Below are 14,534 nucleotides of genomic sequence, written 5' to 3'. Positions count from 1 at the left end.
GTCGTAAGACCGGGTGCTTCACCAAAATGCATCCAGCAGAGCTGAACAGAATCCCCCGACTTGCCTGAACCACAGGCGTAAAAAAGGCCGCATAAGCGGCCTGATTAGAACATTCCGGACGATTCACTCAACCTGGAAGTTTCGCAATGAACTGGAGGACTGCCTTCTGGTATGCAGTCCAGTTTTTAGCGCTATCCCACGGGGTTGAACCATCGTTATAAAAATAAAGGTCGCTATCGAGCAACCCCGGCGCACCTGCAAGAAGATGATCATCGTAAACAGCGTATTCCGCGCCATGGCCACCGGCCCGTGCCATAAATCCTAGGGGCTTATATTCGCGATTAAGAAGCAGATATTTACCGGGCTCATGTTCTCGGACAGTGTACGGTAAATTGAATCGCATAAGCCATTTCATGGCATCAGCCTTACTGTTCCTGATTTTAAACCCGTGAAAATCTTTTTCAAAACAATGCACTACTGTTTCAAGTCTGCTCTTTAGAGTTTGCATGTATCATCCTTTGTGCATTTGCCACGATGGGAAGTAGTTGCTTACAGCGCAGCCTTGAGGATACAAGATTAAGACAGTTGCTTATAGCTGCGCTGGACAGAATTCCTGAACAACTGACTAAGCACTTGGTTTTTGTTCACCTGCTAACTTTCCATATAGGGGGCAGTCTGGAGAACGGAAATTTTTGTACGTTAAGCGCATTATTTAACCTATCGAGGTTCGTAACGGATTGATTTTGCGTCAGCAGATATCGCTTTTAAGTTGTCGCTTTTGCGGTCTTGCATATAGGTTATCCGATTAAGGTCAAACTCCTGAAAACGCCTTATAGCGTAGGAGTACACCCTACTGCTATAGGTAAGCCTATTCAAAAAACAGGCTTACCGTACAATAATTCTCTATATCCAAACTGACCCCATATATCACAAGCCATTCAAGCCGCTTTTCCAGCCAGGCGAATCACCAGCAACACATTATGAATCTGATCCGCTGGCCCCTGCATGCCGTCCCGGGAGTACAGCCGCGGGCCGGACTGAGCTTGCTGCTGAATGACGGTGAGAGTAAGGTATTATTCGATACCGGGCCGGACGGGACCTTCATAAATAATGCGCGTTTAATGCACGCGTCGCTCTCGGACCTCAGCGCCGTGGTGATATCCCACGGCCATTATGACCATTGCGGTGGAGTTAACTGGCTGGAAAAAGGCACACGCATTGTCTGTCATCCCGACATGGCCCAGGAAAGATATGCCTGTCTGCCACTCCCCTGGCATACCGTGGCGCTGAAAAGACTGTCTGTCCCGCAGCGCTACAGCTATTTTACGCTGGTACCCCGTCGCGAACCCTGGGCGCTGAGCAACGCCTTTCTCTGGTCGGGTGAAATTCCGGTAGGGAGCCCTGTCGCTTACGGTGTCACAGACACCGCATCCGGCTCGCCGGATTACGTGCAGGATGAGGGGGTGCTTATCTGGCGCTCGTCACAGGGGTTGGTCATTATTACCGGCTGCGGGCACCGGGGTCTGGACAATATCGTTCGCCACTGTACACAGATTACGGGGGAGAGCCGTGTCCACGCTATTATTGGTGGCCTGCACCTGCGAACGGCATCGCCTCAGAAGCTGATGAAAACGAGAAAACTGCTGGCCGGGCTTAAGCCGGATATTGTGATGGGCTGCCACTGCACGGGAGAATGGGGACGGCTCTGGCTTCGGGACACACACCACCTGTCATGCGGTGATGAGGTGTTCATTTCATGAATATTACGGATTGTGCCGCGAACGCCAGGCACTTGCGGACTACTGATGACAGTGATCTGCCCTCACCTGCTGTCACTGACAGCAGGGTTATACACCGGTAGTCAGAAACAAAACCAATAAACCCTGTTCATCAGCTCATCCGATTAAGGGCTATTTGCTCAGATAGGTCAGTGCGGTGTGGATTGCCGCAGATAAGGAAGGTAGTGCACCGGCAACGGTCACCACATTCGCGACATCACCCAGCAGGGATGAAATTTTGTCCCCAAACTGACTGCCTGTCCCCTTGCTGATTTCTTCCCGGTACTCAGCGTCGATCACTGCCAGTCCTAACGTGGACTGGACGGCATCCATAACCGGTTCTATCCCGGAAATACTGTAGGATTCCAGTGCTTCCTGAATGAGAAAAAGCTGTCTGAGCAGCATGGTTTTCATGGCAGGGGAAAGCCCTGACTGCCGGATCTCCTCACGCAGCTCAATGATCCGGCCTAGAAAAGTGTCAATCTCCTCAAGCGCAATGGCGGCGTGTTCCCCGCGCTGCTCAAAAAGCATGGACAGCATCCCGAGCTCAGATAATGTCTGTGAATCAATGTGAGTATAAAACTTTGACCATATCCCGTTCAGCTCCTGCGAGAAAAAAGCCTTTTCAACCTGGGTCCGCCAGTGAGTGGGGTTCCAGCGGGGATCAGGAAAATGATCGCTGATGACCTGGCTGATCCGTACGGGCAGCGCCATGACGCCGGCCAGTCTGGCCATTAGGACCTGCTCATCAGCGTCCGGTATATCCAGTAACTTTTTCCAGACTTCCCGGCTGTAATCGGTACTGTTGAAATTTTTACCTTCACTGATCAGATCCAGCAGCCGTTGCGCCGGATTATCAATTTTCAGTTCACTCATCCTGTAGCATCCTTGAGATCATCGTTTGGTTATTTTACCCAGTCTTCCAGCGTCAGGCCCGGCACCCGCTCAAACTCCCGCGTATTATTCGTCACCAGCACGGCACCGGCGGCGATGGCGTGTCCGGCAATCGCCGTGTCGTTCGGGCCAATCGGCGTCCCGGCGAGGCGCAGCGCCACTTTAATCTCCGTGGTGGCGTCCACTGCCGCCCGGTCCCAGGGCAGGACGGCATCGAGGCGGGCGCAGAATTCATCGACCAGCTGGCCGTGACGCGGGGAGGCCTTCGGGCCGGTGGCGCCGAAGCGCATCTCCGAATAGGTGATCGCCGAGACCACGATACGCTGGCCGCGCAGCACCGCCTGCTCCAGGCGCTTCAGCACCGCTTCCGGCTGCTCGCGCATGATGAACGAGCAAATACAGGTGTCGAGCATATAGGTTTTGTTCACAGGTTAAATCGTCCTTCGTCGCTGACAACGTCCTCGCGCTCTGCCATAAAATCCGGATCGGCTTTCTCGAGATCCAGGAATGAGCCCCAGGTCGGCCGGACGGGACGCAGGATGATGCTGTCCCCTTCCCGGACGATCTCCAGCTCGCTCACCCCCTCAAAATCCAGATCGCGGGGGAGACGGATGGCGCGGTTGTTGCCGTTTTTAAAAATTGATACGGTTCTCATAGTGTCCTCTCCCGAGTCTAGATAAATATGTTGCACATATGCTAAATGTGTTCATTGCACCGGGTGTGTACATATGGCCAGTATAGGCAGATGTTCAGCATATGTATAGTTGCAGCATATGCAGATGGAAAGTATATACATATGCCATACCTATGCAGATGCCAGGAATATGTATATGTCAAGCCTATACACAGTTCTCTGTTTTTCCACTCAGATCCGAAAAAAGGTTGTTCCGGATCTTACCGAACCACCCCGGCGCGCAGCGGCGCAGAAACACAACATGTGCCACTCGGTCAGTTGAGATTAATTCTATATGTTGTGTTCCTCCCCTCCACCACTCCCCACCTCTAAACACCACAAAGCGACCCTTTGCTTATTCCGTTAGCGTGCTACACTTCCGGAAACTATGAGATAGCGGAAAAGTCGGATCACCAAGAACCGCGCTTCCGGTAATTTAATGATGTGGCAATATCCTGGCTTGCTATCACACAGGTAATGATTGCTACTGGGTAATTTAACGACGATCATCATCATGGATGTCACAAAAAAATAACCAAGAGTGACTGTTGCACATGAACACATCTTTCCATGAAAGCGAGCGCGTCCCGGTTTCACTTGAAACTGTCTGGCGTGCGTTGACCGCACTGGGCCATCAACGGCTCTGGCTCCGCTCTCCGGATGAGCGGAGCGTGAACACCTGGCTAATTGTTACCTGGGACGGTCTGACAGTTGCCGAACGTATCCGGGCCACCGGCTCTTGGTGGCTGACCGGGGATGCAAATGCCATATACACCAATCCGGAACGGATCGTCCCTGACGGGCTGGAAGAGCTCACTTGGCTCTCTGTGCAGCGGCGAATGAAGGACGGATTCTGAGAACGTCATGAGATAAGTGGTGGCGGGATTAATTAATATTAAAAAACATGGCTGGCTGGTTTATCTCGATGAAGTGAAGAGCTGAATTATGGATTAAACTTGTATGAAGCTCGGAGAAGGAAGAAAAAAACTACTTGAATCCAACTGATTGTAGCGTTTATGATTTTTATGTCGTAGTAAATCCTACGGACGGGCGTGGAAACCCGGATAAATTGCCTGAGGCGACACAGACGCCATAGCGTCTTTTTTTTGTGTCATCCACTACGTACAGCCATATTGATATCTGTATTGAATCTATGGTGACGCTGGTGGGGCCGACTTTGGTCGGACCGGTCAAAACCTCCTTGGGCAGCCGGTATTTCCACCCCCATCAGCGTCACCGCCATACTGAGCGTGGAAACTCAGGCGGTGACCCTTAAATTTGCCTAAGGGGGACTGTCATTATGGCTACCATCACTACCCAAACTCACCCAGAATTCATCTGGCGATTCTACTCATGCCAGAAACGTCGTTATCACCTGGTCATTGCTCAGACCGAATCTGAAGCCCGTTCACAGCTTCCTGACTCACCGTGCATCTTCTCTTCCCGCTTTTCGCCTGAGCGCCCACCAGTGAACTACTGGTTCACGCAGGGGGCTACCGCATGATTGATCTCAACAGTATTCATATTGTCTCTTCAGGACATACTCTCTTCAGAGCTTTTTTCATCGTGGTTCATAACCGCTTTGTTCTGCCAGAAAACCCTTTTGTCTGGTGTGGAGTGGGCGCATACGGCTATGTTGAGCGGTTTCTTGTCAGCAAAATGGTCATCTGCGTCTTCAAATCTGATCCGGACTACTACTGTAGCAGCGATTGTAGCGTTTTCTCCGCGCAGTAATAGACATGTCCCTGCCCTATGGCAGGGGCTTGAGTGCTTTTGATTTGAAGATTGGGTTTTACATGAGCAGAGCTACTAATTCAGCAGCCTTTAACGGCTACGAGCTGGCGTTTGTCGTCGGGCATTCTCGCTTGTCGCGCAGCACTGGGCACATTCTGGCACAATGCGCTAATCTTGCTGCCTGCACCAGCGACTATTTCATTCATAAATCGCACCGTTCGATCGCAGAGGAAACTGGCTACAGCGTTTCAACGGTCCTCCGAGCTTTCCGTGAGGCGGTTAGTCGCGGTCTTTTGAGTTGTACCGTCGTTGTTGATGAACGTACAAACGCGAGGAAGGCTAATCTGTACCGGTTTACACCAGGCTTTCTGGCGTTCGTGTCGCGCGTGAAGGAAAAACTGATAAGCGCAAGGCTAAAAATTTCGTCACCGGTGCGTAAGCTGAAGCAGCTGGTAGATCAGGTTTTTGCTTTGTGCCCCCCCTGTCAAAATGAGCACCCCTCCCCTTGTCAAAATGACAGAGCTAAGAATAAGAGAACATCTTCAAGAACAACAAAAAGAGATATTCAGGGTAAGTCGAAAATGCTGTCGCCGGTTGTCACCAACAAGCAACTGTCGCATGCCATAGCTGCGTCAAAAGCTGCCGCAGCTAACAAACGCACTCAGCTGGTCAACCAGAACCGCAACCAGCAGCGTGAAGTAATTGAGCGCTTAGCTCGAAAATATGCATATCTGCAACACAAGAGGGATAACGACTTACCGGGGATTAGTGACTTCAGCAACGAACCTCGCACCGGAAGGTTGAAAGATGCCATAGATACCCTTGCTAGGATACGGAGATTTCGTTCGAGAGAATAATAAAGAACGGTCCTGAAGAACTGCGAGAAACCTTGCCGTTCTACCGAACAGGTTTCCTGTTGCAGGACCCAGTTGATGAGTAACATGACTACTGCAACTAAACTAATGATTGCAGTAATAAGCTCGAACACAGCACACATATCTACCTATCTGTAGGGGGGAAACTCGGTGAAATGCTCTGATATCGAGACGAGGTTTTGCTGATAATGTCGAGGATAATAGTGATGATATTGCATGTAATTTTCTAAGTGAAACCACCTTCATTTAGTTACGTTTAATGAAGAGATCACTGTTGGCCAGTTGGCGTGATGAGGGAGATCGGTTAGGTATGCAGAACATTCTTAGATGTTTCCTAAGGTTACGTTGTAGTTATTCACATTATCCACAATGTAGATCCAATAATCAGATCCCTTAAAGATCCTAAATTGATCCTAATAGTACCAAACAGATCCCGGTACGCTGAGAGCCGCGCCAGCTCTGGTCTGAGAGCCATTTTTTGTGTTTGTAATCCGGATAAACGTGTTTATAAAGCGGATAAATATGTTTGTAAACCGGATTAATGTGTTTACAAAGCGGGTGAACGTGTTTATAAATCGGTTTTACTGTGTTTACAAACCGGATCCGTGGCTGAAACAAGATCGTAGCCGCTCGCACCTGTGGATATACGCTCTATGTCTAAGAAAGAACAGGAACTTTCTCTCGAAACAGTGTTAGAGGTCATTGGGGAAAATAAGAAACTCATCCCCACAAAAAACGCTACCGTCCAACCAGTTGCTTTGATGCGCCTCGGGCTATTCTTACCCTCTTTGAAACGCAAGGGTAAGGATACCGGTAATATCAACATTGATGCCAGCAAAGAACTTCAAAGCCTGGAGCTGGCCCGGGCTGAAGGTTATACCGACATTCGGATCAGTGGCCCACGTCTGTCTATGGAGACTGATTTTAAGGTTTGGGTTGGGATCATCCTCGCGTTCTCTAAATATGGCCTCAATGGAAACACTGTAGAGCTTCCATTTAGCGAGTTCGCGACCTTTTGCGGTTATCTCCCCAAGGACAAGGATAAAAGCCTTAGAACGCGTCTGGCGGACTCTCTGGCCCGCTTGCGTGGGACGACGATCCGCTTATCGTCCGAGAGTGATAAACAAGGTGTCGTGTCCGGTTTGTTAAGTCGTGGTAAGTGGGATGAAGTAAAAGACACCATGGTACTCATTGCGGATGAATCGCTTTGGGAGCTCTACCAGTTTGATCGGCAGGTTCTTATTCAGATGTTTATACTCCGGCAGTTGGCCAACAAAGGTACTGCACAGGCTCTTTATACGTTCCTGGAAAGCTTGCCCGAAAAGCCGATTCCTCTTTCGTTTGCTCGTATAAAGCGGCGTCTGATGCTTACCTCACCTAATAACCAGCAGAACCGGGTTATAAACAAGGCGATAGATGAGTTGAAAGCTGTTGGCTACCTTGATGGTGATGTTGTTAAGCGTGACGGTGAATGGCACTTACTCATCGCTAGCCGGACGCCACGTCCGGATATCAAGGCAGTGCCAGGTGGTTATAAAGCGGATAAGAAAAACCAGGACGAAGACGAGTAACCCAAACATGTGTTTATAAGGCGGATGAAGTCACGTTTTGGCGTAGTACGGAGGGTTTTTAAGCCCTTCAAATAGCCTTGTCATCCGCTTTATAAACACGAATGCAGTGATATCCATCTCTTTAGCTCTCCCCCCGCTGTCTGAAAATCCGGTTTATAAGCACGCTCAACGTTTGTGTTTATCAATCCGCTTTATAAACACGATCCGATTTATAAACACACTTCTGCTCCATGCCTCTCTGTGATCCGGATTACAAACACAACCGCTTTACAAACACACTTCAACTCCGAAAAAACTTGCGAGCACCTTCGTAAATCACACATCCCATTAAATCTCCAGTTCATTAAGGTTCTAATGAGGTTTTTTGGGGATTTACTTCAACGGGGAGCTGGTCACAGCAACTACAACATTTCGTACGATAGCTGCCTTTGAATACAACTTGTAGTTGATAGTTTCATTTACCGCCCTTATTATCTATGTACGGTAAAATGCCGTACATATTTTGATTTCTGGCAATTTACAGGTGATAAGCCTAAACAAATTTAAGAGCAATCGGCTCGCACGTAAAAAGGAGTTGACCGCCCTTTTTACATCACGGGTGTTCGAGGAGAATGACCATGTCAGCACTGAAGAAACAGCGCATCGATCTTAGATTAAATGAAGCCGATAAGAGCATGATCGAAGAAGCCGCGGCAATGACTAACCAGTCAATTTCACAGTTCATGGTTAGCACTGCCTCTGAACGTGCAGCGGTAATTATTAACCAGCACCGCCGCCTGACCCTCAACGAGGAGTCATGGAACGCGGTTATGGAAGCGATCAGTAACCCGCCAGCACCGAACGACCGACTGAAAAAAGCTGCTAAGCGTCTCCAGAATTTGGAGTGATAACATGCGAGGTTTAAAGGTAGAAATTTTTTCTGAGGAAGTTGAGTATGATGTAAGCAACTTCGATTGCGGTGAAGAGTATCTTAATACTTTTCTCACAGACCATCTGAAACGCCAACACATTGGCAAGTTTTTGCATGGTTATGTGCTCGTCACGAGAGAGGAAAAACCTCGGGTTTTGGGGTACTACACATTGTCTGGGAGCTGCTTCGAAAAAGAGTATTTCCCGAGCAAGACTCAGCAAAAACGTGTGCCCTATAAAAACGTTCCCAGTGTAACGCTGGCGCGTTTGGCAATTGACAGTAGCATTCAACGTCAAGGGTATGGAGAAACGCTTGTAACACATGCCATGAAGGTTGTGTATCACGCATCCCAGGCAGTAGGAATACATGGAATGTTTGTTGAAGCTCTCAGCGACAACGCCAAAAAATTCTACCTTGGCCTTGGCTTCATCCTGCTCAAGCGCGAAAATAGTAACGCCCTCTTCTATCCAACCAAATCGATAGAAGAATTATTCGAAGCCTAAGACGAATAAACAGAAGCCCCGCTAGTCGGGGCTTCTGTTTTATCTTAACAGCATAAGATTCAGGAATTCTATAATCCAATAATCATATGATTCTGTGTTTGTGAGATTATGTTTTATGCCCTGCCTTTCAGCCGGTCCCTTACCAACTTAGTTACGACGTCCGTCATTTCAACGGCATAACATCTTAGAATTTGATGATTAAATACTCATGTACTCATATACTCATGTACTCATGTGAGCATATATTTATTCCCTACCCTTCAGCCAGTCCCTTACCAGTTGAGTTACGACGTCCGTCATTTCAACGTCATCATCGACGCAAGCCTTCTTGAACTCTTTATGGAGATCTTCAGGGATGTTCATCTGCAGTCGTTTAGTTATAACTGACGGCTTCATTACGGCATCAACGGCAGCTGGCGTGGCACGGTTCTGGCCAAGTTTCATTTTCATAGCGGGCTTGCTCATGCAGTAATCTCCAGAATTTCGTTCGTCAGTACATCAATCTCACCTTTTGCTGCACCGTCATCCGTATCGAATACGGTACTGCCATCGAGCATAACTTTTACGTAAGCCTGACGCTGAGAGATAGACGTTCTGAAGGCTGGTACGCCAGTGTCTTCGATCGAGTCTTTAAGGACAGCAAGCATTTTGCTGTGCGGAATTTTCTTGGTGATGAGGAAGCGAGCTTCCACCGGTTGTAAGTCCTGACGAGCCTCAATAACTGCCAGAATTGCACCGCATGCAGCAAAGTCCAGTGGCGATGGGGTCACAGGGATAACGACCAGATCGGAAACCATTACCGCTGCAGAAGAAATGGCGGAGATAGCGGCTGCACCGTCAATGATTACATAATCATATGATTTTAAGGATTTGCGTACCTGGTAGACCTCTTTCTCACTGGCCGCTTCGGTCAGGTCAAATGCACACTTCTCTTCATCGAACCAGTTACTGATGCTCCCCTGGGGATCAGTATCTACGACGGCAACAGAGAACCCTTTGCGCTGGATAGCCGTAGCAATGTTGATAGTCGACGTCGTTTTACCTACACCGCCCTTCCCATTCAGAATCGCGATAATCTTAGCCATACACCCTCACATGATTGTTTGACTATATGATTATGTAATCATTTGAGTGTTTGCATACATAATCACACTGTATGTGTGAATATTAATCGGCGAGCATGAGCAAAGCAACATGGAATAAAAAGATTATATGATTTTGTAATCATATAATCTTTTACTCATAGGGGGCATCCCTTGGACGAGCTGCTGGAGGTTAGTCTGGGAGCAAGTTGCGTAGGTTCCTGGCAGAGCCGATCGTTTTGGAAGACTCTTCGGATTTTACTACATGTGGCTGTAGCGATAGGTCCATGCTGAGAAAAGCTCTAAGAACCGCTTCAATCTCTGTACCAGTTACTCCCGGCTTGAGCATTGAAGCCAAAACTGCTGGCAGTCGGCTATCGACTTCAGCGAGCGCCAGACCTGCAAGAGAAAACTGTCGCATGTGATCTTGGGTTTCACCCGGCAACTCGCTGAGTTTGTCAGCGGCGTATTGCTCATTAACAGCTTTTGTCGGGCGAAGGTAGAAACGAATGTCTTTACGTACTTCTGCTGCAGACGTGTTTTTACGTCCTGGAGCCTTACGCTCAGTTTTATCCGTCAAGTTGACCTCCTCTAAAAAAGGGGGCTTTTAGCCCCTCATTTCTTATCCTATAGCCTTCAGCCCGGTGACCAAGTCAAACTGCGGGTCGTTCGAAACAAAGAAGCGATCCTGCCGGATAGAAGTGTTATCGCGAATAGCGTCCGCAATTAGCGGTGCTCCGCCGCCAATGACCATAATATGTGTATAGCCATCAAAGTCTGCTACAACGTCAAGGACGCGGCGCTGCAGGCGAGAGATGGCTTGAGTCATGGCCTTTTTGACATCATCGAGAGCTTCAATCTCGTTGATATTATCGGATAGATAAGCATCATCATGACGATTAATGATCAGATTATCGACGTTAAAGCTGGATGTTTTTGTCTCTGCGCTAGCCAAAGCCTGTTTAACGGCTGATGTTACCAGTGATACACCCAGTTCCGAGTTACCATAGACACGAGAGATTCCCGTCATTTTGCCCACAACCAATGACACATCCAGGGTCGTGCCGCCAAGGTCGATGATAAGCATAGAATGAGATGTGCTTAGTTCGTCTGCCAGACCAACACCTGCTGGGATAGACTCAGGGCGAACCGTTACTTTTTCTATTATAAAACCTGCTTGCTTATTAAGCTCAACCGCGCGCATCAGGCTTTCTTTTTTGCGGTTGATGTTATCCATATTCGGTTGCGCATCTGTATCGAAAAATTCTGCTAGTGGCAGAGTCACTACGATTTCAACTGGCTGAGGAGCAATGCCACTGGTATGAAGCGCATGATGCACAGCAATAACGTTTAAAGGACTGTACTGCCACGAGACATTGTTCGTTTCAAGAGCTGAAGGGCTAACCAAGTCATAAGAGTATTTCTCGCCATCAAGAACGTAGTTATAAACCTTCCCTGAACCGAAACTTGCAGACCAGCCTCGTTTGAAACTATTAGGGCTAATGTGTCGGCGTTCGGTGCCGTCAGAATCAGTCCAAAGCATTTTGATGTTGGTAGAGCCATCATCCATAAAAATCTTCATCGTTTCACTCCCGAAAATTTTACATATGCACATTTGCGTCATATGTGCGTCAATTTTGAGTATGATTTGTAATTTAGCAAACATTACCAGTGCTGTACATCTGTTCTTGCGTCATATTTGCGGATAGTCTCTTTCTTGAACCCACTTCATGCGGCATATCTGCGGCGTAAAAGTGATTGTGTTGTAAATCACTTACTCTATGAGATGGTGGGGATATGTAGGTAGCTGTTCGGATTCAATAGCATCAAAAGATTAGATTTGCTCTGCTCACGGTAGCTTTCTGCCGCTACAGGTTGCGTAGGTTATCCCGTGGTTAAAAGCCAATCATAGTGTTTGGAAATAAATTACCTGAGCACAACTACGGCAACTTTGCATAACGTGGAGTTGCTATGCCACAAGGGCATGGTTCTGAATAAATGATAAAAGGGGAGTCAGAGTTGGTGATACCGCGCTCTGCGGTTTAGTTAAAGCTATGGGCGGCGAGCCTCAATACATCCGGCTTGGTTATAACTAATTCCTTGACTTGCAGCATTACATCTGTCAGTGCATCAGAAGGTATTGCTGATATGCTCACATAATCATATGATTATGTGAGCGCGTCACTATTCTTTAGGCCAATACATTTCAGAGATTCCTCGCATCACAGAAACGATGCTTTTTATTACCGAATCGAGACCCTACTGACGTTATGCTTTGCGCGGTCGACTAAAACACGCATGTGTAACTGAATGAATACCCAACATACTTGTTTATTATGGTTGATCAGTGTAATTGGCAAACAAGCTTGTGTCCGTTACGAAGTGTAGGCTGTAGTAATGATTCTGTGATTAAATGAGTTTGAGATTATATGATTATAGAATCATGAAATCACTTAAGCAAAGGAGCCTGTGAGTACGAAATGATTTGAGTTTATAAGCAACATCTAGTTTCTCGATATCTGATTCAATAATGAGCTATCGCACACCTTCATTCATTTTCCCGTTGCAACGTCCTGTTGATCGGGTACGCACATTTCTCCGAAATGAGGAATGTTGCCGTTATCGCAATTGGCACTTTCTTGAGGGGCCTCCGCTTAGTCATCTGAGCATTTTAAGAATCGCGGAGAAGGGGAGGGCCGTATCGGCATCGAGAATTTTTTGGCGCCTAACTTTAGTGATCCACAGAATTTGGCCACTTTAATAAAGGTAATATGCTCATCTCTGGACATGACAGTAGCCTCAATGAAAAGAAGAAGTTTCAATGCATCATTTAAACGCGAATCCGTTTAAGTGGCCCTGGCCATAACTACACCGTTGCAGAGACTGACAGCGCTATGGATATTGACTTTCTCAAACGGGTGAAATGCATTTATCTGGGAAAAACCACAGGTTCTCGCAACGTACAATATGTTAGATAGAGCGTTTTTTACAAAAAAACTGCTGCTGCGGCTTCGGATATTTGACGCAATCTTACATACCTGGTGGGAGCTGACCCTGCGGTGCGAACTGAGGAACGCTCACATTTAAGTGAAGCAAAATTCCAAGATCATCGCCGGTTTCTAAAGCATTCGACCAGCCAAAATCCAAAGCCTCAGCAATGAACCAATCTTTTGTGTGAATAAAAAAGCCCCGCTTTAGCGGAGCTTCCTCTATGAGCAGTGATGAAGCTCTAATAAGGGCTTATATTAGTGTACGGCTACGTCACTTTTGACTGTAACCGGCACCACATGGGAGAGGTCGATCTCCTTACGGGCGCGGCTAAGGTCATAGGTCGCTTGCATTGCCAGCCAGAGTCGAGCTGCAATGCCTAAACCGGCCTCAAGTTTCAGTGCCATTTCAGGACTGATCGCCGCTTTACCTGCCGAGACTTTACTCAGCGCAGAAGGGGAAACGTCGAGGTTACGGGCAAGGGCGCGTAAGCTGATTTCGTTATCCTCCAGGTATTCGGTAATCAATCCCCCTGGGTGTGGGGGGTTGAACATCGTCATTAGTGGTAGTCCTCCAGATTCAGTATGTAGGCATCACCATCGATAAACTCAAAGGTGATTCGCCAGTTCGCCCGAACGGTGATCGCATAAAGATTCTTCTTATCGCCTTTCAGTGGGTGAAATTTGAACCCTGGATAGGCGCGGAAATCTTCTGTTGTCGTCGCTTCGTCTAACATCAGGAGACGGATTTTTATTCTCTCCACATCCTTTGCCTGTACTCCGCTCGGATCGTCGTTCTCAAAGAGCTTTTGTAGCCCTTTGTGCTTGAAACTTTTTATCATTATTGATTCCCTGTTTCTCGACAGGAAACATTATAGCACGCGTTTCTCTTTGCGAAACACTTTTCTGAAAATAACTTGTGATACTGAGGAAGGTGCAAAGCCAAAAGAAAAAATGGACTTAAAAGATATGTAGACCGACACATACGTTTCTATCCACTGGTTCGCCCGGCGGGGCGTCCAGTGCCAGTTGAACTTGTGCAGGTCTTGGACAAAGGCAGCGGTTGTGACGGTCTGACGGCCATCCTGTTCACGGGTGATGGCCGCACGCCAGGCAGCGTCAATTTCATAGCGTCGTGGCATCAGATTCACCTCCTTATGCTGTGTATATATACGGCATAAAGGACGGTGGAACTACTGCAAGTGATGGGGGAGTGCCGGTCAGAACGTCCCCGAAAACAAACCGCCCCCGGTTTCAGGAAGGGCGTACTGACCGGCAGCGGTAGTGTAACACCACGCATACAAAGGCAGCACTGATGTCGTCAGTGCTTTTTTACCCGTACTCCCTGAGCTGAAGGGCAGTTTCACCCGTGCAGCTAAAGGGGCTGTAAGTCCGGGTGTGCACATCGTCATTCTTTCCTTTGAAGCCTTTCTCCTGCGCACCAGCTTCCGATAATCGTCCCCCGTCACAACCTGATCAGCAAGGGTAAATGGCACGCTGCGCGCCCCTGCTGACCAGAACGACTCC

The 14,534-nt window shown here is 48.0% G+C and carries 20 protein-coding genes; 8 read left to right on the top strand and 12 right to left on the bottom strand.

Features of this window, described 5'->3' with window-relative positions; all coding sequences use genetic code 11:
• Positions 1–127: 127 nt before the first annotated feature.
• On the bottom strand, positions 128–508 hold the full coding sequence (locus L977_RS17660; protein WP_047626411.1) for a hypothetical protein: 381 nt from the start codon (positions 506–508) through the stop codon (positions 128–130).
• 472 nt (positions 509–980) lie between these two features.
• Here L977_RS17660 and L977_RS17655 point away from each other — a divergent pair, with 472 nt between their 5' ends.
• Entirely contained in the window at positions 981–1,760 is a 780-nt protein-coding gene (locus L977_RS17655; RefSeq protein WP_047626409.1) for an MBL fold metallo-hydrolase, read from the top strand.
• A 150-nt stretch (positions 1,761–1,910) separates the two neighbouring features.
• On the opposite strand, the gene L977_RS17650 is transcribed toward L977_RS17655, so the two are convergent.
• The 3 genes from L977_RS17650 to vapB are packed head-to-tail and all read right to left on the bottom strand — an operon-like array spanning position 1,911 to position 3,327.
• Positions 1,911–2,654 (bottom strand): hypothetical protein, encoded by a 744-nt coding sequence (locus tag L977_RS17650; protein ID WP_047626407.1) that lies wholly within the window; start codon positions 2,652–2,654, stop codon positions 1,911–1,913.
• A gap of 29 nt (positions 2,655–2,683) precedes the next feature.
• Positions 2,684–3,100, bottom strand: a complete 417-nt coding sequence (locus tag L977_RS17645) for a type II toxin-antitoxin system VapC family toxin (RefSeq protein WP_047626406.1) — start codon at positions 3,098–3,100, stop codon at positions 2,684–2,686.
• Entirely contained in the window at positions 3,097–3,327 is a 231-nt protein-coding gene (gene vapB, locus L977_RS17640; protein ID WP_047626404.1) for a type II toxin-antitoxin system VapB family antitoxin, read from the bottom strand. Before vapB ends, L977_RS17645 begins: the two co-directional genes overlap by 4 nt.
• A 689-nt stretch (positions 3,328–4,016) precedes the next feature.
• On the opposite strand from vapB, the gene L977_RS24570 reads away from it, so the two are divergent.
• From L977_RS24570 to L977_RS17610, 7 genes are all read left to right on the top strand, one after another.
• The gene (locus tag L977_RS24570) at positions 4,017–4,202 is read left to right on the top strand and encodes a hypothetical protein (RefSeq protein ID WP_156118182.1); all 186 of its coding nucleotides are present in this window, start codon (positions 4,017–4,019) and stop codon (positions 4,200–4,202) included.
• A gap of 443 nt (positions 4,203–4,645) precedes the next feature.
• Positions 4,646–4,849 (top strand): host cell division inhibitor Icd-like protein, encoded by a 204-nt coding sequence (locus tag L977_RS24000; protein ID WP_072034156.1) that lies wholly within the window; start codon positions 4,646–4,648, stop codon positions 4,847–4,849.
• Positions 4,846–5,079: a hypothetical protein gene (locus tag L977_RS17630; protein ID WP_047626401.1), complete on the top strand. Its 234-nt coding sequence runs from the start codon at positions 4,846–4,848 to the stop codon at positions 5,077–5,079. Before L977_RS24000 ends, L977_RS17630 begins: the two co-directional genes overlap by 4 nt.
• A gap of 5 nt (positions 5,080–5,084) precedes the next feature.
• The gene (locus L977_RS23995) at positions 5,085–5,936 is read left to right on the top strand and encodes a Replication protein repL (RefSeq protein WP_231563622.1); all 852 of its coding nucleotides are present in this window, start codon (positions 5,085–5,087) and stop codon (positions 5,934–5,936) included.
• A 671-nt stretch (positions 5,937–6,607) separates the two neighbouring features.
• Entirely contained in the window at positions 6,608–7,525 is a 918-nt protein-coding gene (locus L977_RS17620) for a RepB family plasmid replication initiator protein (RefSeq protein ID WP_052192651.1), read from the top strand.
• 617 nt (positions 7,526–8,142) lie between these two features.
• A complete protein-coding gene (locus L977_RS17615) occupies positions 8,143–8,412 on the top strand; it encodes a type II toxin-antitoxin system TacA family antitoxin (protein ID WP_047626400.1) in 270 nt (89 codons plus the stop codon).
• Positions 8,413–8,416: 4 nt separating this feature from the next.
• Positions 8,417–8,938 (top strand): GNAT family N-acetyltransferase, encoded by a 522-nt coding sequence (locus L977_RS17610; protein WP_047626398.1) that lies wholly within the window; start codon positions 8,417–8,419, stop codon positions 8,936–8,938.
• A gap of 246 nt (positions 8,939–9,184) precedes the next feature.
• Here L977_RS17610 and L977_RS17605 read toward each other — a convergent pair whose 3' ends face one another.
• From L977_RS17605 to L977_RS25055, 8 genes are all read right to left on the bottom strand, one after another.
• On the bottom strand, positions 9,185–9,403 hold the full coding sequence (locus L977_RS17605) for a plasmid partition protein ParG (RefSeq protein WP_231563620.1): 219 nt from the start codon (positions 9,401–9,403) through the stop codon (positions 9,185–9,187).
• Positions 9,400–10,023, bottom strand: a complete 624-nt coding sequence (parA, locus tag L977_RS17600) for a ParA family partition ATPase (RefSeq protein ID WP_032639997.1) — start codon at positions 10,021–10,023, stop codon at positions 9,400–9,402. Before parA ends, L977_RS17605 begins: the two co-directional genes overlap by 4 nt.
• Before the next feature lie 190 nt (positions 10,024–10,213).
• Positions 10,214–10,600, bottom strand: coding sequence for a plasmid partitioning/stability family protein (locus L977_RS17595; RefSeq protein ID WP_047626397.1), 387 nt, complete (start codon positions 10,598–10,600; stop codon positions 10,214–10,216).
• Between the two features lie 42 nt (positions 10,601–10,642).
• Entirely contained in the window at positions 10,643–11,602 is a 960-nt protein-coding gene (gene parM / locus L977_RS17590; RefSeq protein WP_047626439.1) for a plasmid segregation protein ParM domain-containing protein, read from the bottom strand.
• A gap of 1,663 nt (positions 11,603–13,265) precedes the next feature.
• Positions 13,266–13,568 carry a HigA family addiction module antitoxin gene (locus L977_RS17585; protein ID WP_047626395.1) on the bottom strand — a complete coding sequence of 101 codons (303 nt, stop codon included), beginning with the start codon at positions 13,566–13,568 and terminating at the stop codon, positions 13,266–13,268.
• Positions 13,568–13,849: a type II toxin-antitoxin system RelE/ParE family toxin gene (locus tag L977_RS17580; protein ID WP_047626394.1), complete on the bottom strand. Its 282-nt coding sequence runs from the start codon at positions 13,847–13,849 to the stop codon at positions 13,568–13,570. The genes L977_RS17585 and L977_RS17580 overlap by 1 nt, the downstream gene beginning before the upstream one ends.
• A gap of 30 nt (positions 13,850–13,879) precedes the next feature.
• Positions 13,880–14,149, bottom strand: coding sequence for a hypothetical protein (locus L977_RS25060; protein ID WP_231563619.1), 270 nt, complete (start codon positions 14,147–14,149; stop codon positions 13,880–13,882).
• A gap of 78 nt (positions 14,150–14,227) precedes the next feature.
• A partial coding sequence (locus L977_RS25055; RefSeq protein WP_047626393.1) for a hypothetical protein occupies positions 14,228–14,534 on the bottom strand: 307 nt, incomplete at its 5' end.

The organism is Enterobacter sp. ZOR0014 (assembly GCF_000798855.1).
GTDB lineage: Bacteria > Pseudomonadota > Gammaproteobacteria > Enterobacterales > Enterobacteriaceae > Enterobacter > Enterobacter kobei.
Note: the sequence above shows the minus strand (reverse complement) of the source record. Positions and strands in the feature narration are given on the sequence as shown.